This is a genomic window from Marinobacter sp. es.042 (assembly GCF_900188315.1).
Classification (GTDB): domain Bacteria; phylum Pseudomonadota; class Gammaproteobacteria; order Pseudomonadales; family Oleiphilaceae; genus Marinobacter.
The window spans coordinates 2976336-2999413 of sequence record NZ_LT897781.1 but is presented as its reverse complement, the minus strand read 5'-3'; the positions used below and the strand labels follow the sequence as shown (position 1 = coordinate 2999413).

Annotated in this window: 21 protein-coding genes; 12 read left to right on the top strand and 9 right to left on the bottom strand. The window is 58.5% G+C overall.

Features of this window, described 5'->3' with window-relative positions; translation table 11 throughout:
• Positions 1-46: 46 nt before the first annotated feature.
• Entirely contained in the window at positions 47-1534 is a 1488-nt protein-coding gene (locus CFB02_RS14000; RefSeq protein ID WP_227519223.1) for an amidase, read from the top strand.
• A 131-nt stretch (positions 1535-1665) separates the two neighbouring features.
• Complete coding sequence (locus tag CFB02_RS13995) at positions 1666-2283, top strand: hypothetical protein (protein WP_014579014.1); 618 nt, start codon at positions 1666-1668, stop codon at positions 2281-2283.
• A 36-nt stretch (positions 2284-2319) separates the two neighbouring features.
• Here CFB02_RS13995 and CFB02_RS13990 read toward each other — a convergent pair whose 3' ends face one another.
• Positions 2320-3741, bottom strand: coding sequence for an HDOD domain-containing protein (locus CFB02_RS13990; RefSeq protein ID WP_088558475.1), 1422 nt, complete (start codon positions 3739-3741; stop codon positions 2320-2322).
• Between the two features lie 211 nt (positions 3742-3952).
• Here CFB02_RS13990 and CFB02_RS13985 point away from each other — a divergent pair, with 211 nt between their 5' ends.
• The 3 genes from CFB02_RS13985 (at position 3953) to CFB02_RS13975 (ending at position 6589) form a co-directional block, all read left to right on the top strand.
• A complete protein-coding gene (locus CFB02_RS13985) occupies positions 3953-4960 on the top strand; it encodes a methionine ABC transporter ATP-binding protein (RefSeq protein ID WP_008176987.1) in 1008 nt (335 codons plus the stop codon).
• Positions 4960-5625, top strand: coding sequence for a methionine ABC transporter permease (locus tag CFB02_RS13980; protein WP_088558474.1), 666 nt, complete (start codon positions 4960-4962; stop codon positions 5623-5625). Before CFB02_RS13985 ends, CFB02_RS13980 begins: the two co-directional genes overlap by 1 nt.
• A 181-nt stretch (positions 5626-5806) precedes the next feature.
• Positions 5807-6589 (top strand): MetQ/NlpA family ABC transporter substrate-binding protein, encoded by a 783-nt coding sequence (locus CFB02_RS13975; protein ID WP_053113603.1) that lies wholly within the window; start codon positions 5807-5809, stop codon positions 6587-6589.
• 114 nt (positions 6590-6703) lie between these two features.
• On the opposite strand, the gene CFB02_RS13970 is transcribed toward CFB02_RS13975, so the two are convergent.
• Both CFB02_RS13970 and CFB02_RS13965 read right to left on the bottom strand, forming a co-directional pair.
• The gene (locus CFB02_RS13970) at positions 6704-7357 is read right to left on the bottom strand and encodes a peroxiredoxin (RefSeq protein WP_088558473.1); all 654 of its coding nucleotides are present in this window, start codon (positions 7355-7357) and stop codon (positions 6704-6706) included.
• Between the two features lie 122 nt (positions 7358-7479).
• A complete protein-coding gene (locus CFB02_RS13965; protein ID WP_088558472.1) occupies positions 7480-8841 on the bottom strand; it encodes an alanine/glycine:cation symporter family protein in 1362 nt (453 codons plus the stop codon).
• A 182-nt stretch (positions 8842-9023) separates the two neighbouring features.
• Here CFB02_RS13965 and CFB02_RS13960 point away from each other — a divergent pair, with 182 nt between their 5' ends.
• Together CFB02_RS13960 and fghA are read left to right on the top strand one after the other, a co-directional pair.
• Positions 9024-9455, top strand: a complete 432-nt coding sequence (locus CFB02_RS13960) for a CBS domain-containing protein (RefSeq protein ID WP_041645917.1) — start codon at positions 9024-9026, stop codon at positions 9453-9455.
• A 29-nt stretch (positions 9456-9484) separates the two neighbouring features.
• Positions 9485-10327: an S-formylglutathione hydrolase gene (gene fghA, locus CFB02_RS13955; RefSeq protein WP_088558471.1), complete on the top strand. Its 843-nt coding sequence runs from the start codon at positions 9485-9487 to the stop codon at positions 10325-10327.
• A gap of 14 nt (positions 10328-10341) precedes the next feature.
• Here fghA and CFB02_RS13950 read toward each other — a convergent pair whose 3' ends face one another.
• Complete coding sequence (locus CFB02_RS13950; RefSeq protein WP_088558470.1) at positions 10342-11466, bottom strand: HD-GYP domain-containing protein; 1125 nt, start codon at positions 11464-11466, stop codon at positions 10342-10344.
• A 278-nt stretch (positions 11467-11744) separates the two neighbouring features.
• Between CFB02_RS13950 and CFB02_RS13945 the strand changes: the two genes are divergently transcribed.
• Positions 11745-12755: a GGDEF domain-containing protein gene (locus CFB02_RS13945; protein WP_088558469.1), complete on the top strand. Its 1011-nt coding sequence runs from the start codon at positions 11745-11747 to the stop codon at positions 12753-12755.
• On the opposite strand, the gene CFB02_RS13940 is transcribed toward CFB02_RS13945, so the two are convergent.
• Positions 12719-14140, bottom strand: a complete 1422-nt coding sequence (locus CFB02_RS13940; protein ID WP_088558468.1) for an MATE family efflux transporter — start codon at positions 14138-14140, stop codon at positions 12719-12721. The genes CFB02_RS13945 and CFB02_RS13940 overlap by 37 nt on opposite strands.
• 85 nt (positions 14141-14225) lie before the next feature.
• Between CFB02_RS13940 and CFB02_RS13935 the strand changes: the two genes are divergently transcribed.
• The 3 genes from CFB02_RS13935 to CFB02_RS13925 all read left to right on the top strand — a co-directional run bounded on the left by CFB02_RS13935 (position 14226) and on the right by CFB02_RS13925 (position 18392).
• The gene (locus tag CFB02_RS13935) at positions 14226-15098 is read left to right on the top strand and encodes a carboxylate/amino acid/amine transporter (RefSeq protein ID WP_088558467.1); all 873 of its coding nucleotides are present in this window, start codon (positions 14226-14228) and stop codon (positions 15096-15098) included.
• A 155-nt stretch (positions 15099-15253) separates the two neighbouring features.
• Positions 15254-16828: a PAS domain-containing methyl-accepting chemotaxis protein gene (locus tag CFB02_RS13930; RefSeq protein WP_088558466.1), complete on the top strand. Its 1575-nt coding sequence runs from the start codon at positions 15254-15256 to the stop codon at positions 16826-16828.
• Positions 16829-16994: 166 nt separating this feature from the next.
• Entirely contained in the window at positions 16995-18392 is a 1398-nt protein-coding gene (locus tag CFB02_RS13925) for a sodium-dependent transporter (RefSeq protein WP_088558465.1), read from the top strand.
• Between the two features lie 94 nt (positions 18393-18486).
• Here CFB02_RS13925 and CFB02_RS13920 read toward each other — a convergent pair whose 3' ends face one another.
• From CFB02_RS13920 to dctP, 4 genes are all read right to left on the bottom strand, one after another.
• Entirely contained in the window at positions 18487-19080 is a 594-nt protein-coding gene (locus CFB02_RS13920; RefSeq protein ID WP_227519222.1) for a hypothetical protein, read from the bottom strand.
• Positions 19081-19179: 99 nt separating this feature from the next.
• Positions 19180-20490: a TRAP transporter large permease gene (locus CFB02_RS13915; RefSeq protein WP_088558463.1), complete on the bottom strand. Its 1311-nt coding sequence runs from the start codon at positions 20488-20490 to the stop codon at positions 19180-19182.
• Positions 20487-21026 carry a TRAP transporter small permease subunit gene (locus CFB02_RS13910; RefSeq protein WP_088559254.1) on the bottom strand — a complete coding sequence of 180 codons (540 nt, stop codon included), beginning with the start codon at positions 21024-21026 and terminating at the stop codon, positions 20487-20489. The genes CFB02_RS13915 and CFB02_RS13910 overlap by 4 nt, the downstream gene beginning before the upstream one ends.
• Positions 21027-21120: 94 nt before the next feature.
• The gene (dctP, locus tag CFB02_RS13905; RefSeq protein ID WP_088558462.1) at positions 21121-22167 is read right to left on the bottom strand and encodes a TRAP transporter substrate-binding protein DctP; all 1047 of its coding nucleotides are present in this window, start codon (positions 22165-22167) and stop codon (positions 21121-21123) included.
• Positions 22168-22600: 433 nt separating this feature from the next.
• On the opposite strand from dctP, the gene CFB02_RS13900 reads away from it, so the two are divergent.
• The gene (locus CFB02_RS13900) at positions 22601-23041 is read left to right on the top strand and encodes a PaaI family thioesterase (protein WP_088558461.1); all 441 of its coding nucleotides are present in this window, start codon (positions 22601-22603) and stop codon (positions 23039-23041) included.
• Positions 23042-23078: the final 37 nt, after the last annotated feature.

The window sequence follows — 23078 nt, the reverse complement described above, 5'->3', positions numbered from 1 at the left end:
TATACCCGTGACCTTCCTCGAATCAGAATAACAAATGGAACCTGCCATGAAGCAATCCGAGTACCTCCGTTACGATGCAACCGCTCTCGCTGATCTTATCCGCCGCAGCGAAGTCACTTCCGGTGAAGTATGCGAGGCCGCGGTGGAGCGGGCAACCCGCGTAAACGGCAAGCTCAATGCGATCTGTTATCCCCAGTTCTCCGAAGCGCCAGCCCAGCCCTTTCCCGAGCAGGGTGTTTTTGCGGGCGTCCCCTTGCTGCTCAAGGACCTTGCCCAGGAACAGGCAGACCATCCGTGTACCTACGGAAGCCGCGGTATGACGAAGAATATAGCCTCCCGGGACTCGGAGTTTGTTCGCCGGGCCCGGGATGGCGGCCTGGTATTTCTGGGGCGCACCGCCACGCCCGAGTTTGGTCTGAAAGCGGTGACCGAATCCGAGCTCTGGGGGCCTACCCGTAACCCCTGGAACACCCAGCTCACCCCCGGCGGCTCCAGTGGTGGCTCTGGCGCGGCGGTGGCAGCGGGCATCGTGCCAATGGCGGGCGCCAACGATGGTGGCGGCTCTATCCGTATTCCTGCCGCCTACAACGGGTTGTTCGGGCTGAAACCCTCCCGTGGTCGGATTTCTTCGGGGCCATTCATGGGCGAAGCCTGGACAGGCGCCTCTACCGATCATGTGGTCAGCCGAACGGTCAGAGACAGTGCCGCGATGCTGGATGTGCTCAGTGGTCCGGCACCCGGCGATCCCTTTGTGATTCCACAGCCGCCGGCGCTGTACGCTGAACTGGTGCAGCGGTCCCCCGGCAGTCTGAAAATCGGTGTCTTTACTTCGTCGCCCTATAACACAGAGGTGGCCCCCGAGTGCGTTGCTGCCGTCGAGGAAACCGCCCGGGTTCTCGAGAGTCTCGGTCACAGGGTTGAATACGCGGCGCCGGAGTTCGATGGCATGGCCCTGGCCCGATGTTATCTGGGACTTTACTTTGGCGAAGTGTCTGCCCTGATGGCGAAGGCGAAGGAACAGTTCGGTGCCGCCGACAGTGATTTCGAGCTGGATACCCGGTTAATTGGCATGCTGGGCAACACCATGCCGCTCTCCGATTACGTTCGCCGTCGCCAGCAGTGGAACGAATTTGCCCGGGCCCTTGGCGTGTTCTTCGGCCGTTATGATCTTTACCTGAGCCCCACTACCGGGCAGTTGCCTGCGGCCATCGGCGAGCTGGAAACACCAGCCCATCTCAAGTTCGCCGCCCGCCTGATGCTGAAACTCAATGCCGGTAAACTGGTGCATCGAACCGGCCAGGTGGACCAGATGGCGCTGGAAAGCCTGGCGCGAACCCCCTTCACCCAACTGGCCAATCTCACCGGAACGCCGGCCATGTCGGTGCCCATGCACTGGACCGCCGAAGGTTTGCCGGTGGGTGTGCAATTGGGCGGTCCCCACGGCGCCGAGGCGACCCTGCTGCAGCTGGCGGGGCAGTTGGAAGAGGCGAACCCCTGGTTTGGCAACTACGAAAGGCTTGAGGATGCGTTCTGATTAATGTGGGGGTTGTGATCCGGCAGGTCAAACTCCACGTTTATCTTTGTAGCCGGAACAGGCTATGCTGTTAGTCAGGAAGACCCCTTCTTCCTGATAGATCCTGATGGCATCGAGGAGGCGAGCGTATTATGAACCAACCGATGGCAATCGATGAACTGGTATCAGTAGCACAAGCCGAGGCCATGGGGGAGCTAGACGCCCCAATGATGGCCATCGTCCTGTCCAGTGAACAAAGCTACGACTTGCCCATCAATTCCCTTGAAACCGATGCCGACAAGGCCCGCTGGGGTTTGATCCTCCGCGCTGCCCGCGAGCATGTGGAAGCGGATGCCGTGGCCGTGCTCTACCCGGCCTGGACCACCATCCGTCACAAGAAACCAGAGGTGGAGGCCGAAGCGGCTCCCGAAACTCTTGCGGAGGAATCTGAAGGCTCTGATGATTCAGACGGACCTATAGACACGCTGTTTGTGCAGCTGCACACCAGGGACCACGTATACTGGCGGGGTTTTGAACAGATTCGGGATCCCAAGCACCAGCGCATTATCGGCTTCCGCCGGATCAAGGCGCTGTCCACCGATTACAAACGAGACGAAGCGCCTTCCGTCGCCTCCTGGTTGAGCACCCTGTTCGAGCCGCTGCCGGAAGAAGGCGAAGAGACCACGGTAGACCGCGAACTGGCCGACCTGCTGGAAGAGCCGGAAGTCAGTGCAGCGCTTTATCCGCGTCAGATGCGAGCTCTCCACTGAAAGGCAACTGACAGCCGGAACCTCTCGCTCCGGCTGTCAGTTTGTGGATAGCAACGTCAGACAGAGTTGTGCGTTTTGAATAAAGTGGCCGAAGGCTGATAGCTGCTCTCTTGAGGGCAGGTAAGCACCGGCTGCATTGTCGGCATAGAACAGACCGATCAGCCTTCCATTTGCCTTGATCGGGCCAATCAACGCCGGCACTTTGCCCAGCCAGCGGTCATACGCCACGCCTTCGGCGTCTGGTTTTGGTTCGTAGATGCTGCAGTGGGCATGAGGCAGAAGCGGACCCAGGGGCCCGGTGCCGTCCTTTGGAATCGCGAAGTGTTCACGCCATTCCTCGGTGCCACGGCCACCGAGTTTTCGGGGCACCAGTTCGTTGCCGGTACGGTCACTCATCAACAGGGCGACTCGCTGCATACCAACAGCCCGGTGTATGCCTTCAATCACCAGCTGACAGACTTCGTTGATATCCGGTTTCTCGGCGAGGCAATGGCTCAATTCGCGCAGGATTTCCAGCTGCAGCTCCGCATCCATGTCCGGCGCCCTTGCGCCGGTGTCGCCTGACTTGCCCTCGGCGCCCGGCATCATGGCAGTGACTTGCGGAATGCCCAGGGAAACGGCCACGCGGGTGGCCTCCGATGCGTTCACCTTGAGCTGGTCGCGAACCACCGCCGGGGGCTCACCAATATCCCTGCCCAGGCGTTCCAATACCTTGTCCATGTCCGGACCGCTCCAGCCCTGTTCCGACAGTCGGGCCATTTCCACGGAATTCCGCACCAGGCTCGAAGCCATGGAATTGGCCTGTCCCGGAGACACAACATCCCTGATAAAGGGCCCGAGGGACCAGGCCTCCACAAGACCGCGGGTGATTTCGGTAAACGTTGAGTGCAGCACGGCTTTCTGGGCCTCAACCGGCGGTTCCTCTAGCCGCAGTCGTTCTTCGAGTTCCGTCGCCTGTTCTGTCTCGCAGGACCAGAACGCCAGCTCGCCGATGTTCATCAGCAAGGCCCCGATAAAAACCTCTTCCAGGGCCGTTTCATTCCGTTTGGGCATCAGGCACCGGGCCTGAACCGCGGCGTGAATGGCTCGTGCCAGGCAGCGCAAGAGGTGCGGGCGGTCGTTGCGTTTCAGGAGCGCGTCGACGATCAGCGAGGAAATGGCCATGGATTTCACGGCATCGAAGCCGATCAGGGTAATGGCCCGGCTGACCGTGCTGACCTGCGTCCGCGTCTGGTTGTAGAACACGGTGTTGGACAGTCTCAGCACCTGGGAGGTGAGCTGGGCATCGTTGAGGATGACGTTGGCCAGTTCGTTAACCGTGCTGTTTCGGCTGTCCGTCAACTCGTTGATACGCTTGAGAGTGTTGGCCAGAACCGGCAGCTCGACCTTGCTGAGATAAGTGACCCATGCCTGGGTGGAGTTCATCCGTGAGGGCGTTGGCTGTTTTTCAATGGTCACGTTTTGGCATCTCTGGGTGGCGCGGCTCTCGAAACGGAGGGAATTTAAGGTTCTTGTGACATCCAAGTTTAGTTCAGGGCTGTGGCGGATGTCAGGTAACCATTTGTGTAGGGATATCTACCCACACTGAGAATCATTTCGGAATTCGGGTTTGCCAACCGAATGGGCTATAATCGCCGGTTTTTAACGCTGCACCCACAAGGCGCTGACCGTGATTGTATTTGACCAGGTACAGAAGTCGTATCAGGTAGGCGGCCGGGCGATCCCCGCGCTTCATCCCACCGATATGACCATTGAAACCGGCGAGGTATTCGGCATCGTTGGCCATTCCGGCGCCGGGAAATCGACGCTGGTGCGTCTGATCAACCTGCTGGAACCACCCACCGGCGGTCGTATTCTGATCGACGACGAGAACATCACCGACTATGACGCCGCCGAACTTCGCGCCTTTCGCCGCAAGGTGGGAATGATCTTCCAGCACTTCAACCTGTTGTCGTCGAAAACCGTGGCGGACAACATTGCCTTCCCCATGAAGCTGGCGGGCATCTACTCGAAGACCGAGATCCGTGACCGGGTTGAGGAACTGCTGGCCCGGGTGAGCCTTACCGATCACGCCAACAAATACCCGTCGCAGCTTTCTGGTGGCCAGAAACAGCGAGTGGGCATTGCCCGCGCCCTGGCCTGCCGGCCCACGATCCTGCTGTGCGACGAAGCAACCAGCGCTCTCGACCCGCAAACGACCCAGTCGGTGCTGAAGCTGCTGGCCGACATCAACCGTGAGCTGGGCCTGACCATCGTACTGATCACCCATGAAATGGACGTTGTGCGCCGGGTCTGCGATCGCGTAGCGGTGATGGATGCTGGTGAAGTGGTCGAAATGGGCCCGGTCAGCGAGGTGTTCCTGCACCCGAAGCACCCGACCACACGAGACTTTGTCTTCGAGAGCGAAAGCATTGACCGGGATGAACTCCAGGAAGACCTGAGCAAGGCCAGCGGCCGGATCCTCCGCCTGACCTTCAAGGGCGAATCCACCTATAAACCGCTGCTGGGCAGCGTTGCCCGGGAATCCGGCGTGGATTTCAGCATTCTTTCCGGCCGAATCGACCACATCAAGGATACACCCTACGGCCAACTGACCCTGTCACTGGTGGGCGGTGATCTCGAGGTGGCCATGCAGGCGCTCAAGGCCGCCGACGTTCACGTGGAGGTGCTGCGCTGATGGAAGATCTGTTAAGCAATGTAGACTGGACCGAAATCGGCTGGGCCAGCTGGGATACCCTGGTGATGGTGGGTATGTCCCTGCTGTTCAGCGTCGTCATCGGCCTGCCCATCGGCGTTCTTTTGTTCCTGTTCGGCAAACGCCAATTGCTGGAACAGCCGGTGGCCTACGCGGTGCTGTCGTTCGTGGTGAACGTGCTCCGTTCGGTGCCATTCATCATCCTGCTGATCGTAATGATCCCCTTCACCGTAATGCTGATCGGCACGTCCCTGGGCGTCGCCGGAGCGATTCCGCCGCTGGTGGCGGGCGGTGCGCCGTTCTTCGCAAGGTTGGTGGAAACCTCCCTGCGAGAAGTGGATCGCGGCATCATCGAGGCCACCCAGGCCATGGGCGCCAGCGTTAAACAGATCATTTTCGGTGCCCTGTTACCGGAAGCGCTTCCGGGCATCATCGCCGGGATCACTGTTACTGCAATAACGCTGGTGTCCTACGCAGCCATGTCCGGCGTTATTGGTGGCGGTGGCTTGGGTGACCTTGCCATCCGCTTCGGCTATCAAAGATTCCAGACCGACGTAATGGTCATTACAGTCGCCCTACTGGTTATTTTCGTACAGGTGCTGCAGATGGTCGGCGACCGTCTGGTTCTGTATTTCAGCCGCAAATAGGCTTGCCTTGGTGCAAGCCACTGGCGAGGAAGCCCTTCCGAAAAACGCCCGTAAATACGTCCCTGTAGGGATCGGTCGCGCCATCCCTGGCGCTCCACGTTTTCGGAAGGGCTTCCCCGCCAGCGGCCCGGGCTTTTCAGTAAGCCAACACGTTTTTAACTGTTAACAGGAGTATCAATTGATGAATCTGAAGAAAACACTCGCAGCACTGGCTGCCGCAGCTACGTTTTCCGGCGCCGTTGCTGCCGAAGAACTCTCTGTAGCTGCCACCCCGGTTCCCCATGCCGAGATCCTGGAATTCGTGAAGCCACAGCTGGCCGAGCAGGGCGTGGAACTGGACGTGAAGGTATTCACTGATTACATCCAGCCGAATATTCAGGTGGACCAGAAGCGGATGGACGCCAACTTCTTCCAGCACCAGCCGTATCTGGATGAATTCAATGAAGGCCGTGGTACCAACCTGGTAACCGTGACCGGCGTTCACGTTGAGCCGTTTGGCGCCTACTCCAGCAAGATTGATTCGCTGGACGAGCTGAAAGAAGGTGCGGTGGTTGCCATTCCGAACGACCCCACCAACGGTGGCCGTGCGCTGCTGCTCCTGCAGAAGGCCGGTGTGATCACCCTGAAAGACGAGAGCAAGATCACTGCAACACCCCGTGATATCGCCGATAACCCGAAAGATCTCGACTTCAAGGAACTGGAAGCTGCCACCCTGCCCCGTATCCTGAACCAGGTCGACCTGGCGCTGATCAATACCAACTATGCGCTGGAAGCCGGTCTGAACCCGTCTGAAGACGCGCTGGTGATCGAGGGCTCCGAGTCACCTTACGTGAACATCCTGGTCGCCCGTCCGGACAACAAGGACAGCGAGGCTATGCAGAAACTGGCTGCGGCTCTGAAGTCTGATGCGGTTCGCGACTTCATCATGGAAAAGTATGAGGGTGCCGTTGTTCCGGCATTCTGATAGCTGAAGTACCGGGGTCAGATGAAAGCGTTCATCTGACCCCACTTTCACAAAAAAAGGCCGGACAGCTGCTTGAGCTGCCCGGCCTTTTTTATAGGCTTCAGAGGCTAGTGATCAGTCACCGCTCCAGTTGGCTTTCGGGTCTGGTGTCATCCGCAGGTAGGATTTGACAGCCTTGTAGCCTTTCGGGAAGCGTTGCTTGATTTCTTCCTCGTCCTGAAGGGACGGAACGATAACCACATCGCCACCACGCTCCCAGTTGCCCGGGGTCGCGACCTTGTGTTCGTCGGTCAGCTGCAGCGAATCGATCACCCGCAGAACTTCGTTGAAGTTGCGACCGGTGCTGGCCGGGTAGGTAATCATCAAGCGAACCTTCTTGTTCGGGTCGATCACGAACAGCGAACGCACGGTAAGGCTGCTGTCGGCATTCGGATGAATCATGTCATACAGCTGGGACACCTTGCGGTCGTGGTCTGCAATGATCGGGAAGTTTACCGAACAACCCTGGGTTTCATTGATGTCCTTGATCCACTCGTGGTGGGAATCGACCGGATCAACGCTCAGAGCGATGGCCTTGACGCCGCGCTTGGCGAACTCATCCTTCAGTTTGGCGGTCAGGCCCAGCTCGGTCGTGCAGACCGGGGTGAAATCCGCCGGGTGGGAGAACAGCACGCCCCAGCTGTCGCCCAGCCAGTCGTGAAACGAAATCTTCCCTTCACTGGAGTCCTGTTCAAAATCAGGGGCGGTATCTCCGAGACGTAAAGTCATGTGTACTCTCCTTTGATCATGTTAGTGACAATTTCGTCTGCTATTCCGGCTCTGAAACGGCCGGGTTGTGTTCTGAGTGTATACGACAAACCTTGGTGCCAGATAAGGCAATTACAAGGGGCTCAGACACCCAGCGCTTTCTCCCTCTCAAAATGCTCACGGGTGAGCTTGAACACAATCGGGCTTAGCATCAGCAGGGCAATCAGGTTCGGCAATGCCATCATGGCGTTCAGGGTGTCTGCCACCAGCCAGACAAAGCCCAGGTTCAGGGTGGCGCCCACCGGGATGGCCAGAATCCATGCAATGCGGTACGGCACGATGGCCTTCACGCCGAACAGGAACTCGATGCAGCGCTCACCATAGAACGACCAGCCCAGTATGGTTGTGAACGCAAAAACCGCGAGGGCAATGGCTACAAGATAGTTGCCAACGCCGGGCAACGCCTCCTGGAATGCCATGGAGGTCAGTGCGGCCCCGGATTCCCCGGAGGTCCAGGTGCCGGAGGTGATAATCACCAGTCCGGTAATCGTGCAGATGATAATGGTATCGATGAAGGTGCCGAGCATGGCCACCATGCCCTGATTGATCGGGTTACGGGTTTGTGCGGCGGCATGGGCAATGGGCGCGGAGCCAAGGCCGGCTTCATTGGAGAAGATGCCACGGGCCACCCCGAAGCGGATGGCTGCCCAGACTGCCGCACCGGCAAACCCACCCTCGGCGGCGATGGGGCTGAAGGCATGTTTGATCACCAGGGCAAAAGCGGCAGGAATATCGGCGGCGTTGATAGCCAACACCACAAGCCCGGCGAGCAGATAGGAAACTGCCATCAACGGCACCAGGGCGCTGGCGACATGGCCAATCCTGCGGATACCGCCGATCAGGACCATACCCACCAAAACCATAAGAACGAGGCCGGTCACCCAGTGCGGAAGCCCAAAGTTGGTCTCCATGACATCGGCAACCGAATTTGCCTGCACAGTATTACCGATGCCGAAACCGGCGATGGCAGCAAAGACGGCAAACAGGACGCCAAGCCAGGCCCACTTGCGACCCAGGCCGTTGCGGATGTAATACATGGGGCCGCCCACGTGGGCACCGCGTTCGTCGACTTCGCGGAAACGCACCGCCAGGACCGCCTCGGAGTACTTGGTGGCCATGCCCACAAGGGCCGTAAGCCACATCCAGAAAAGCGCGCCGGGGCCCCCAAGGAACACAGCAGTGGCAACCCCGGCAATGTTGCCGGTGCCAACGGTGGCTGAGAGCGCTGTCATCAACGCCTGGAACGGCGGGATTTCACCCTCGGATTCAGATCCCGCGGCGGAGCGGCCTTTCCACATCAGCCGGAAGCCGGCGCCCAACTTCAGAACCGGCATCATCTTGAGACCGAGGCTGAGGAAAACCCCGACGCCCAGTATCAGAACCAGCATGGGCGGGCCCCAGACCAGCCCGTTTATCTGCCCTACGAATTCAGAAATAGCTTCCATGGGATCTCCCTCTGTCTGCCATGGATTGGTTTGGATTTTTGACCCGGATTGGGTATAACCGACTGAGTTTAGTCAGAAATTTTCCCGTGTAAACCGATGGCCCGGTAAAAGTGGTGGATTCAGGGGTGATTGCCTATGCTCATTACAATGGCGACCATCCACCGAGGAGAGAGATTCTGCCCATGCGTTCACTCAAAGTTTCAGATGTCATGTGGAACCACATCGAGCCGGTCCGTTGCGGCACGCAGCTCACCAAAGTGGTGAAGACGCTGCTCCACAACCACGTAACTGGTCTGCCAGTCGTTGATGACCAGCGCCATGTGATCGGTTTTATCTCCGAGCAGGATTGCATCCATGCTCTGCTGGTCAGCGGCTATCACCGAGAGGGTGACCCGCTCGTTGACGATGTCATGTTCCGGAAACCGGTCACGATTTCGGCAGAGATGTCGGTGGTCGATCTCGCCCAGAACCTCGGTGCCGGCAAGCCAAAGGTGTACCCTGTTGTGGATCACGGCAAACTGATCGGCATTGTCACGCGTACTGCTATCCTGGCCGAGCTGGCTCGCACCGGCTTTGGTCTGGAGCCGCCGAAGCACGCCAGTGCCGAATACTGAAACACACTTTTCCCAAAATTGAGGACACTATGGAACTCCTATCCACGAACGTCAGTTTCGAAGGCGAGCACCGCCGCTACCGGCATACCTCCGCTACCCTCGAATGCGACATGGAATTTGCGGTGTATCTGCCGCCCGTGGCTGTGGGCTCCAACCCGAAGAAGGTGCCAGTCCTCTACTGGCTGTCGGGGCTGACCTGCACCGACCAGAATTTCATGCAGAAAGCCGGCGCCCAGAAACGGGCCGCTCAGCTGGGTATGGCCATCGTCTGTCCTGACACCAGCCCTCGTGGTGTGAACCTGCCAGGTGAGGATGACAGTTATGACTTTGGCGCCGGCGCCGGCTTCTACATCAACGCCACCGAGCAACCCTGGGCACCCCATTACCGGATGTACGACTATGTGGTGAAGGAATTGCCGCAGTTGATCGAGAATGAATTGCCGGTAACAGACAAGCGCTCCGTCAGCGGCCACTCCATGGGCGGCCACGGCGCTCTCATCTGCGCCCTGAAGAATCCGGGCCGCTACGCCTCGGTGTCGGCGTTTGCGCCCATAGCCAACCCAACCGAGTGCCCCTGGGGTCAGAAAGCCTTCAAAGGCTATCTTGGAGATGATCCGCGAAGTTGGGAAGAATGGGATGCTACATTGCTCATTCCCACCGCTCGGGAGCGGTTGCCGCTACTGGTGGACCAGGGCACGGCGGACGAGTTTCTGGACAGCCAGCTGAACCCGGATGCGCTGGCGGACGCCTGTGAGAAGTTCCACCATCACATCAACCTGCGCATGCACCGGGGTTATGATCACAGCTATTTCTTCATTGCCTCATTCATTGATGATCACCTCGATCATCATGCAAAAGCACTGGGTTTATAGCGTGTTGACGTTGGTCAGGAGCGGAAGCCCCAGACCAGGCTGAAGTCCATGGAAGGCATGACTTCCGGCTCTTCGAGGGACTGGATGCCGAAGTCCGGTTCGCTGGTGTCCCGCTCGAAGGTACCGGTGTAGCGATTGCCACGGGGACCGAAAATGGCTTTCACGAACGGCCCCCGGGCCCGCACCGGCCGGCGCGTGACCACGCCCACTTCGTTGTTTTCCAGACGAACGAGGATGCCGGGCGGATACTCCCCGAGAATCTGCAGCAGGGCCTTGGGGATGGCCGGTCGGAACTTGCCGTCGGCCAGGTTGGCAATCAGCTTCCGGGCGTCGGCCACGTTCATGCGCTGCCGATAGGCACGTTTGGTGATCATGGCCACATACCGCTCTGCCAGCGCCAGGATTTCCGCCTCCGGTCGTATTTCGGTACCACTCAGACCTCCCGGGTAGCCGCTTCCGTCGGCTTGCTCATGGTGTTGCGCAATTATGGTCAGCAGCAGCTTGTTATCGATGCCCGCGGCCTGCAGGGCCTGGATGCTGCGTTCGGGGTGTTTGCGAATGACGCCGCGCTGTTCATCGTTCAGCACCGTATTGGACGCATTCAGCTTGTCGGCAATGGGCACGAGCCCGAGGTTGGCAGTGAGGGCAGCCGCAGTCAGTACTGCAATTCTTTTCTCCTCCAGGCCGAATTGCCGGCCAATAAATTGGCAAAGAATGGCGTAAAACAGAATCTGTTCGTGAATGACCGGGCCGATTGAGTAGAGGTGAACCAGTGCCAGGGTTGCATCAGGTGATTCCGTGCAGGTGCGCTCGATCATCCGGGCCAGGCCGAGCAGCCGTTTTTGGGCCGAAGGATCGGAATCGGTAATGGCTTTCAGGGTTGCTTCAAGGGAATGAAGCAGGTCCGGGTAATCGGCAAACGGGTTTCTATCCCGGGTATCCTCGAACACTTCTTCCTGAGGGCGTTCGATCTTGCGAGGTTTGAATCGGCCCCGCTCGAACAATTGTTCCAGTTGGGAATCTGTCTGAATTACATAGCCCTGGCGCAGAAGGATATTACCGTCTGCATCGTAGACGTCCCACGGTAGGGGCCGGCCGATGGTCAGCGCGCCGGGCGCAATTCGGACAAGTTCGGTCAAATCAGGTGTCTCTGGTACAGGTTCATCGTGTCGCCAGTGTAACCCCGAATGCGGCTGGGGCTCCACTGGCGCGGCCTGGCTCTGGCCAGGAAGCAGTGCGGTTTTACCTGATTTTACCGCTGCCCCTGTTTTCAGGAGGTAGAAAAAATGAGCAAGCGTTCACACTTTGTCTTTTTTGATAGAGAATATGTAAAGAATCGTTGTCCTTTAACGTTCATTCAAATTGGTTGAGCTATTCTGGGATTCTGGATAGTACTTTTGTCGGACGAAAACGCTAAATGCTCCATCGCCTCAAGACCGATTTCAGGTTGTCGATTATTACACTGTTGGGTGCCAGCGCGATATTGGGTATTACGCCCTTTGCTGCGATGCGCTTTATGCAGGGTAATACGCTTGCGGGTTCTGTCGACACGGCAATTCTTGTTGGCATTCTGATCACGCTTATTTACGCGTGGGTCAGTGGGGATACCCGACGAAGCGGTCTGGTGCTTGCGATTATTGCTTGCAGCGGCGCGGTAACGGTTGGCGCCGTGGTGGGTGAACCCGGGCTGTTCTGGCTTTACCCCTGTCTTGTAACCACCTTCTTCCTCGCCAATCCCCGTATCGCGGTGTTTCTGAACGTTGCCTCGGTCGTTGTCCTGATGGTTCATGGTGGGGCTTTCCGCTCTGATGTCCAGATGTGGTCGTTTGCTTCAACGGCATTTGTGGTCAGTGCCTGCGCCTATGTCTTTGCCCACAGGAACCATGATCAGCGGGAGCGTCTGGAGCATCTGGCGACGATCGATCCGCTGACCGGCATCAAGAACCGGCGCTCAATGGATCAGGAGCTGGATCTGGCGGCAGCGAATGCCGAGCGTACCGGTTTGCCCTATGCCCTGGTCATGCTGGATATCGATCATTTCAAGAAGATTAACGATGAGCATGGCCATGGCGTGGGCGATGGTGTCTTGACCGATCTGGTGGCGCTGCTAAAACAGAACACCCGCAAGTCAGACCAGCTGTTCCGGTACGGTGGCGAAGAATTCGTACTGCTCCTGCCGGGTGTCGATGGCATGGGCCTCAAGGCCGTGATGAACAACCTGCAACAGGTGCTGCGCAAATACATGAAGCACCCCGGCGGTTTGGTGACGGCGTCGTTCGGCGTGGCACTGCTCGAGCATGGCGAAAGCGTTGATAGCTGGCTGGCCCGAGCGGATGCGGCACTCTACGAAGCCAAGGAAACCGGCCGGGATCGTGTCGTATTTGCCGATGGTCAGCGCACGCCGGAGCTTTCAGCCGATACGGCCTGACCGCTATTGGGAGCAAACAGAAAGAGTCTGCACCCCAGCAGAATACTGGCGGATGCCAGGCCACCCGTGAGACCTACCCAGAAGCCGGCTGCGCCCATGGCCGGCACCAGCCAGTCCATGAAGGTCAGTACATACCCCAGTGGCATGCCTACGCCCCAGAATGAGAAGAGCATGATGAACATGGGAATGCGGGTGTCCTTGTAACCCCGCAATGCGCTGATGCAGGTTACCTGGATAACATCGGCAATCTGGAACAGGGCCGCAAACATCAGTAGCCTCACGGTGACCGCCTGTACCTCGGTATCACTGGTATAGAGCGCTGCGATCTCCCGGGAGAATACAAAAAGCAGTATTGCAAAAACCATCGCTGTGGCAGCGGCCAGAATCAGTGAACTTCGGGAAATGAGTCGTGCGGTGGCGGGCGCCCGGGCGCCCATAAGGAAGCTGACCCGAAGAGTCAGCGCCATGCCTATGCTTAGTGGCAGCATGAACAGTAAAGAAACCACGTTCAGGGCAATCTGGTGCCCGGCCACCACCACCGGGCCAAGGGGTGCCAGAAACAGAGCAATTACCGAGAACAGGCTGGCCTCGACAAAGATGGTGAAGCCGATGGGCACGCCGATGCCGAGGATGTAGCGCATGCCTGCCAGGTCCGGCTTTACCCAATCGGCAATCAGGTGGAACTGCCGGTAAACCCGGCTTCGATTCAGGTACACGAGCAGTGCCGCTGCCGCGACACCGTTGGAAATGGATGTGGCCCAGCCACAACCAACACCGCCCATCGCAGGCAGCCCCAGCTTGCCGTAGATAAAGATGTAGTTCATCGGCAGATTGATCAGTGTGCTGAGTACAGAGAATGCCATGATCACGCGGGTGTGCCCGAGGCCATCGGTCAGGCCGCGTAGTGCCGTCATTAACAGCAGCGCCGGGATGCCCCAGGCGAAGGCGTTGAGGTAGCCCTGGGCGATGCGTGCGGTATTGGTTTCCAGGTTCAGAAGCGCCAGCACCGGGTGCACGTGGGTCAGCAGCAGGATCATGATCACGGACCCGGCGGCGGCCAGGTACAGCCCCTGCCAGGTTGCAGGCATGATTTTCCCCGCCTCCCGGGCACCGTTGTAGCCGGAAATAATGGGCTGCAGTGCCCCCAGCATACCCATGAAAAACAGGAACAGGGGCATCCACAGGCTGCTACCAATACCCACTGCCGCAAGATCCTCGGCACTCGCGTGGCCGGCCATGATGGTATCGATCACTCCGTTGGCCATCTGGGCCAGTTGGGCGATCAGGATCGGCCCGCCCAGAATGGCGAGGGTTCGCCACTCTGTCAGTGTTCTGGTGACCAGCGGCTGGCGGGGTTCCGGTAATGGCTGGTGAATCTCATCCATGGGGTTTTATCCCGTGTTTCTGCACTGCAAGTTTCTCCGAAAACCGTTAAAGTACGCGCCTTGATCACAACAGATGGCAGTAGCGATGGGACTTCTGGTTTTTGTTACCGTTCTGTGGGCGTTTTCATTCAGTCTGATCGGCGAATTTCTGGCCGGCCAGGTGGACAGCGATTTTGCGGTGCTCAGCCGTGTGCTGCTCGGTGCCCTGGTCTTTCTGCCGTTCACCCGCTGGCGGGGCGTGGCTTCGGGACAGAAGCTGGGTATTCTGGTTACCGGCATGCTGCAGTTCGGGATTACCTACCTCTGTCTGTACCGGTCCTTTAGCTACCTGACGGTCCCGGAAGTCCTGCTGTTCACGATTTTCACTCCGTTGTATGTGACCCTGCTGGATGACGCCCTGTTTCGCCGGTTTTCACCGGTGGCGCTCCTGGCTGCAGGCATCGCAACTGTCGGGGCGGGTATCATACGCTACGACGGGCTCAGTGAGGACTTCATCACCGGCTTCCTTTTGCTGCAGGTGGCGAATTTTACCTTTGCCGCCGGCCAGGTAGGTTACAAGCACGTGATGCAACACTACCAGAGTGATCTGCCTGCCTACCGTACCTTCGGCTATTTCTTCTTTGGTGCCCTGATCATAGCGTTGCCGTCCTTCCTGATATTCGGCAATGCCGACAAGCTACCGACGACCTCCGTGCAGTGGGGTATTCTCGCGTGGCTCGGGCTGGCAGCGTCCGGCCTGGGGCTGTTCCTGTGGAACCGGGGCGCCTGTGTGGTTGACGCCGGCACCCTGGCTATCATGAACAATGCCCTGGTGCCTGCAGGCCTGATCGTCAACCTGCTGATCTGGAATCGCGATGCCGATTTGCTGAGGCTGGCCATCGGTGGCGGGGTCATCGCCTTCTCCCTCTGGGTAAACGCTCGCTTCCATCCCCGGGCCCGGCTGGCCGTTTCCACATAATAAGTAGCTGCACGGACTAAGGTTCCGCCGAAGACTGCCGTTACACTCGGTATACGCGGGGTAACCCTTGATGAATATCAATGATGTTCATCGGGGCTTACCCTTGTTCGCCCATATTTATTCCCGTGGTCAGCTCCGAGTCAGAAGGTCCGTTTATGCGCAAGAATCTCCCGGTTACCCAGCGTGAAGTCAAAATGCGGAAAGGCGGGCGTTTGATTACCACCACGGATCTGAAAGGGGTGATCACCTACTGCAACGAAGAGTTTGTGGAAATCAGCGGCTTCTCCCGGGAAGAACTGGTTGGCCAGGCCCACAACATTATCCGCCATCCGGACATGCCCCAGGCTGTGTTCAAGGATATGTGGGATTACCTGAAGGCCGGCAAGGCCTGGATGGGTGTGGTCAAGAACCGGGCGAAGAGCGGCGACCATTACTGGGTAAGCGCTTACGTTACGCCGATTCGTGAGAACGGTCAGATGGTGGGCTACGAGTCGGTTCGGGTCGAGCCAACCCGCGAGCAGATAGCCAGGGCCGAGCGGCTTTATGGCAAAATCTCTGCTGGAAAGATGACTTCATCCTTCAGCGACCGTGCCTTGTCGATGCTTCGTTCCGGCTGGCCGTTCCTTGTCTCTCTGGTGTTGAGCCTGGGGGCGCTTCAGCTCAACCAGCCCTGGCTGGCGGTGGGTTTGGTCGTGATCGGTCATGCCCTGGGTTTCGGCCTGGTGTTCAATTCCCTGGCAGCCCGTTTGCGCAGGCTGTTGGACCTGCGGCCTGATGCCTTCCGGGATCCCATTGTTGCCCGTACCTACAGCGACGAACGCGGACTGTTCTCGCAGCTGTCGCTGTTGCTGGTCAGTGAAGAGGCCCGGGTTCGTACGGCCCTGGCGCGGATTGATGACCAGGCAGAACTGCTCTACGAGCAGGCGCGGGCTTCCCACGGCTATATCAGCGATGGCGCGGCGGCGATCGCCCGGCAGCGCGCGGAAACCGACCAGACTGCCTCGGCCATCAATGAAATGACCGCCTCGATCCAGGAAGTGGCCGAGTCGGTGACCAGTAACGCCCGTGAAGCCGAGGAGGCCAATCGTCTTGCGGGTGTGGGCAGCGACCGGAGCGCCGAAGCGCTGGTTGCGATTGAAGAGCTGGTAACCCGCGTAAATGGTATTGGTTCGACGATCAGCAAGCTGGGCGAGTCCACCAACAGCATCGGTGAAGCCGCCAACCTGATTTCCGAGATTGCCGAGCAAACCAACCTTCTGGCATTGAACGCGGCTATCGAAGCGGCGCGTGCCGGTGAGCAGGGCCGGGGTTTTGCAGTGGTAGCGGATGAGGTGCGCTCACTGGCCCGCCGGACCCGGGAATCCACCGTGCGGATCCAGAACGTGATCGATGATTTCCGTCAGCAGGTGGACTCGGCGGTCCAGGCAACCCGGGACGGTGAGGCTGTTGCCGGTCAGGGCCTTGAAAAGGTGCGGGAGGCCGAGAACTCGCTGCGCGATATCGTGACCTCGATCCAGACCATTTCCGACAGCTTTATCAGTATGTCTGCGGCCTTTGAGGAGCAGAGCCAGGTGTCCGACGAGATCAATCGCCAGATCACCAATATTGCCGAGCTGGCCGATCATAGTGATGCCCAGGCCGACTCCGCCAAGCAGAGCAGTGACCGGCTCAGCGCCATGTCCCGTGGCCTGAAAGACCTGATAGCCAGGTTTATCAGCAAAAACGGCTAGTTAGCTTTAGCTTCCTTTTCCTCCCACCGGACCAATTCGGACCGGGAGGGCGCCAGCACTGGCATCGACGCGCCAGTGCTGGCAGAATCCCGCCCCAATTGCCCCGGCAACGCCGTGGCTATCCCTTTTTGAAGACATTCCTCAGCCAAAAGCACAGGAACACAACATGACTCAGTCCAACTCGGTTTCGGGCAACGGTTCAGGGGCCGCTCGTGGTCTCTGGTCTTCCCGGTTGGCGTTTATTCTCGCGGCAACCGGTTCGGCCGTCGGTCTCGGTAATATCTGGAAGTTCCCCTACGTTACCGGCGAAAACGGTGGTGGCGCCTTCGTGCTGGTTTATCTGCTGTGTATCGCAGTGATCGGTATCCCCATCATGATGGCGGAAGTGTTTATCGGCCGGAATGGTCGACATAACCCCATCACCAGCATGCGGCTGGTGGCAGAGCGCAACCTCAGCGCGCCGGGCTGGCGGATCTCGGCCATCATCGGGATGATCGCGGCCTTTGTGATCCTCTCTTTCTACTCGGTGATCGGCGGCTGGGCGGCGTCCTATGTGGGACATGCCGCCATGGGCGACTTTACCGGTGGCACCGCAGACTCCATCGGTGAGTTGTTCGGCGGCCTGCTGGCCAGCCCCGGGCAGCTGCTGTTCTGGCACACGATCTTCATGGCGCTGGTTATTCTGGTGGTGTCCCAGGGACTGAAAGGAGGCCTGGAACGGGCCGTTACCATCCTGATGCCGGCCCTGTTTCTGTTGCTTCTGGTGGCGGTAGGTTATGCCACCACGACAGGCCATTTTGGTGAGGCCGTCAGCTTCCTGTTCACGCCGGATTTTGGTGCCCTGACCATCAACGGGGTTCTGATCGCCCTTGGCCACGCCTTCTTTACCCTGAGCCTCGGTATGGCCATCATGATGGCCTACGGTTCCTATCTGGGTCGGGATGTGTCCATTGGCCGCACCGCTGTCAGCGTGGCCATCATGGATACCGTCGTCGCGCTCCTGGCCGGCCTGGCCATTTTCCCGGTGGTGTTTGCCAACGGCCTGGAAGCCGGTGCCGGCCCCGGACTGATTTTCCAGACCCTGCCGCTGGCCTTTGGCAATATGCCCATGGGCGGCCTGTTTGGCACCCTGTTTTTTATCCTGCTGTTGTTCGCCGCCTGGACCTCCGGTATTTCCCTGCTGGAGCCGGTAGTTGAGTGGGTTGAGGAAAAGACCAGCCTGGCCCGCACGGGCAGCTCCATCCTTGTCGGTGTTCTCTGCTGGGCGCTGGGCATTGCTTCGATTCTGTCGCTGAATGTCTGGGCAGACGTCGCGCCGCTCGCTATGTTTGAGCGCTTCGAAGGCAAGACCATCTTTGACCTTCTGGACTTCTTCACAGCCAACGTGCTGCTGCCGCTCTCTGGTTTGCTGACGGCGGTATTTGTCGGCTGGTTCGTGGCCAAAGAGTCGCTGAAATCCGATCTGGCCCTTCAGGGAGGAGCCTTTACCCTCTGGTACAACCTGATCCGGTTCGTGACTCCCATTGCAGTTGCCATCGTCTTTTTCTACAACCTGATGTCCTGAGCAAAGGTATCCACATCACGGTTGAATGAAACGTGGCAATGAAAAAGCCCGGCAAGTGATCTTGCCGGGCTTTCTGTTTTCCAGTGGCTGCTTCCTACTCCTCGCCCAGCTGTCTCAGCGCCCCTACATGGGGACGCACCGCCTCGATATCTGCCGCCGGAGCGTTGCTCGCGCTTTGCATGGCGCCCATCGCACCCTCCATCATGGCCCGCATTTGGGCTTTCTGTTCGGCTGTCATGTGAGGGCTGTTTTCCATCTCGGCGAGCGCGGCTTCCATCTCCTGCCTGGCGGCCGGCTTCTGCTCTGCCATTTCGATGGCCATCCAGGCCTGGAAAACCCGGTCTCCGGTGGCACCCCAGGATTCCAGGCTGTCGAAGCCGTGATCCTGCACCACGTCTTCCAGCCGTCCATAGGCTTCGTGGCCTTTCATCTGCTCCAGGGAGTCCGACACGATCCGGGAGAAATCCGGCATGGCGCTCTCGTTCTGGTTGTCCATCTGACGCTCCAGCTCCTCGAATTCCGGTGCCAGTGTTTGTGCAGCCCGAACGCTTTCGATAAACGAGGCCACTCGCTGATCGGAAAGGGTGTCGGCCTGGCTTTGGGCAGGGAGTAACGGAAGCAGGAAGAAAAAGACTGTGAGGATGACGCTGGTCAACGCCGGCATCGGCGCTCGTTGTGGGTTATGCATGGCTGTTCTCCTTGTGTGGGCTCCCGGTTCCTTTGTCCGGAAGTCCCACGAGATTAGCGCTTACCCGCTTTGGCTGGCAACTTTGCTTTCAGGTCAGGTTCAGAACAACAGGTCCGGCAGCCAGGTGGCAATCTCCGGAAACACCATGATCAGAATGATGCCGACAATTTCCACAATCACGAAGGGGATGATCGACTTGTAGATGTCCTTCATGGTGATCGACGGTGGCACGATGCCCTTCAGATAGAACAGGTTGAAGCCGAAGGGTGGCGTCATGTAGCCGATTTCCATATTGATCACGAAAAGGATGCCGAACCAGATCGGATCGAAGCCCAGGGATTCCACAATCGGCATGAACACCGGCAGGGTGATCAGCATGATGCCGACCGGGTCCAGCACCATGGCCAGCAGGAACACGATCACCATCATGGCGATGATGATGCCCCAGGGGCCTCCGGGGACCATGTTCATCAGGCCTTCGATCAGTTCCTGGGCGCCCATGCTCTGGTAGGCGGCGCTGAAGGCATGGGCGGCAAACAGGATCCACATGATCATGCCAGTGAGCTTGAACGTGCGGATGGCGGCTTCCTTCAGGATGCTCCACTTGAACTGACGGTAGACCGCCGCCGATATCAGGGCGCCCAGAACGCCCATGGCAGCCGCTTCTGTCGGCGTGGTGATGCCGCCGATAATGGACCCCAGCACCATGACGACAACGCCGATTGGCAGCAGCACCGCACGCAGGGCACGGAATTTTTCCGGCCAGGTGCCCCGGTCTTCTTTTGGTAGCGCCGGGGCCAGTTCCGGCTGCAAGTGGCAGCGCACAATGATGTAGATAGCGGTCAGCACCATCAGAAGCACGCCCGGCATGATACCGGCGGCGAACATCTTGCCAACGGAAACACCGGTTATCAGGGCGTAGAGAATCATAAGGATGCTGGGAGGAATCAGGATGCCCCAGCCACCGCCGGTATTGATCACACCCAGAGCCATGCTCTTGTCATAGCCCCGCTCAAGCATCGACGGCAGCGCGATGGTGCCCATGGCAACCACGGCCGCACCGCTGATGCCCACCATGGCAGCAAACACCGCGCAGATTCCCAGGGTGCCGAGGGCCAGGCCGCCTCTCAGTCCGCCACACCAGAGATGCATCATCCGGTACAGATCCCGGGCTACACCCGTGCGCTCCAGAATCATGGCCATGAAGACGAACAGTGGAATGGCGACCAGTGTGAAGCTTTCCATGGTGCCCCAGATCTGGGAGGCCACCATGTAGAAAGAGTCGAAGCCCCAGGTGAAATACAGGAACACCACCGAGACGCCCCCGAGCACAAACGCCAGCGGCAGGCCCAGCAACAGGAAAAACAGCAGTGAACCGAAGAACAGGAGAGTCAGGGCTTCAATGCTCACAGCGGCTCTCCTTCTGACTCGGACTCTTCGGGCGTGTAGTAATCCAGGTTGAAGGCCACGGCAATGTCTTCAAGCAACTTCACCAACCCCTGAAGAACCAGCAGCGCTGTACCGATGGGAATGGCCAGCTTCACCGGCCAGATGGGTGGATTCCAGGCGGAATAGGACGTTTCCCAGCTGGACATCGATTCCTGGGCCATGTCGATCCCGAACCACAGCAGGGCGAGCGTGAAAATGAAAAAGACCGAAGAGGTGACAATGTCCAGAGCCGCGCGCTTACGAGGCTTCAGGTGCGAATGCAGCAGATCCACATTCACGTGGCCCCGATGGGCCATGATGTAACCGCCGGACATGATGGCGTAGATGCCGAAAAGCATCTGGGTCAGCTCGTTGGTCCAGACCGTGGGGGAATTGAGCAGATAACGGAACCCGACTTCAAGAAGCAGGAACACAAACATCGCGAAAATGAGGAGGGCCACCCACCGGCCTATGAAATCGTTGAGACGGGTAACCCCTCTCATGAATGCGGCGATCATCACACTCACGGCAATCTCCCACGGGATGCTGGTTTGGTTCGGGGACAGAAAGGCCGGGGTCAGGAACCCCGGCCTGATTCAGAGCAACGTCTGATCAGAGGTAGCCGAGATCGGCCAGGTAACCTTTCAGCATGTCGAGGGCCTTCTTGGCGTTTTCGCTGCGCTTGCCCTCTTCATCCCACATGGCCTGGGCGGTGGCGACCAGCTTGTCCTGAACTTCGTCCGGGAGGACATTGAGTTGCACGCCCTGCTCTTCGATGGCCTTGGCCAGGGTGATGCGCTCCTTGTACTGGTACTCGTTGGTGCGGATCCAGAACTGCTCTTTCAGGGCGTCCTTGACGATCTTCTGCATGTCTTCCGGCAGCTTGTTCAGAGCCTTCTGGCTGACGATGATGACGTCGGTGCCGGCAATGTTCAGGGCAGGCTGTACGTGGTATTTAGCGACTTCATACAGGCCCATGCTGTAGGCACCTTGCGCCGCACCCCAGTGGGCACCATCCACGATGCCGGAATCCAGAGCTGAATAGAGTTCACTGCCCGGAATGTAGGAGGCGGCGGCGCCAGCTTCGGTCAGGAACGTTTGCAGGGCGCCGGAGGAGCGGATTTTCAGGCTGTTGAAGTCCGCCACGCTTTCAATCGGCTCCTTGACCACCATTTCGGTTGGATAGACTTTGTCCGTGGCCCAGTAAACGTCATGCTCTGCTGCTTCGTCCCGGAGCATCTGCTCGAACCCAAGGTTCTGGTGGAAGTAGGCGGCCTCCCAAACATTGCGGAACGCAAACGGCAGGCCAGAGGCAATGCCTGCAAGAGAAATCTTGTCCTGGGCATAGGCCGGAGAAATTGTACCCATTTCCAGGATGCCACGACTCACCGCGTTGAAGGTATCCGTGGCCTTGAACAGTGAGCCTGCCTCGTAAAGCTGCAGTTTCAGGCGGCCATCGGTGCGCTCCTCCAGAACCCGTTTGATCCGTCCAAGACTGTCTGTATAGGAGCTACTGGAACCGGGCCAGTGGGACTGCACCTTCCAGGTAAAGGAGTCCTGGGCGGCAGCGGGAGCTGCCGAGAGCGCAGCGGTAATACCGAGGGTAAGGGCTGACGCATACACCGTCAGAGTCTTGCGAGCAGTAGCAAAGAGTTTCATGAGCGTGCCTCGTTCATTGTTATAGTGGCGTTGCTTTGTGTTTCACTGTGCAGAACTCGTAACTGCAGGGTGAATTTTATTCTCTGAATCTATCACAACATCGGGGCTTTGCAATAGGATGTTTGTCGTTCGAATTCGCAGTCGGTCTTGATGTAAGGGTAGTTCAAAAGACCGGTTTCCACCGCCGCCGGGAACGCGCTATCGGCGCCTGACGCCTGCTCACGAGGAGTTGTGAGCGGTTTTGGTAGAGAGAAAGTTCGGCCCGCTACTTGTTGTCTTTTTCATTTTTCGTCAATCTTGATCCATGCTGTTTTACTAGATGAAACAACCTTTCAAATATATTGACTCAAAACCGTAAGGCGTGACAAATTACGAAAACAACAGAACTACAAAGACAACATGAGCCGCCTGGCCTACCTGGAATGAATGTCTGATGAGTGAGGAAAACCGCCACATTATCCACGGGCAGGACCTGCCCGGCTTCCACAGCCTGCTTGGCTACCGCCAAGCGTCCTGGGAAGAAAACGAAGCGGTCATCGAGCTTGAGCTTGGGCCCGGGCATCTGAATCTTGGCGGCGTTATTCATGGTGGTGTACTGACGTCTCTGTTGGACATCGCCATGGCACAGGCAGGTACCTACTGTCCCTTTCCGGGCCGGATGCGCAAGGCAGTCACCCTGTCGCTTACCACCACGTTTACCGGCCAGTGTTCCGAGGGCGTGATTCGGGTAACCGGCCAAAAACGCGCCGGAGGGCGCCGGATCTTCAACAGTACCGGCGAGGTGCATGACGACAAGGGCAACCTTCTGGCAATTGCCGAGGCCACGTTCCGCATTCGCTCCGGCAGCGAAGGGCCGGAAGGCGTCCCGATCTGAACGGGTGATTGCCGGTTTGATGGCGGTCACGAACCAT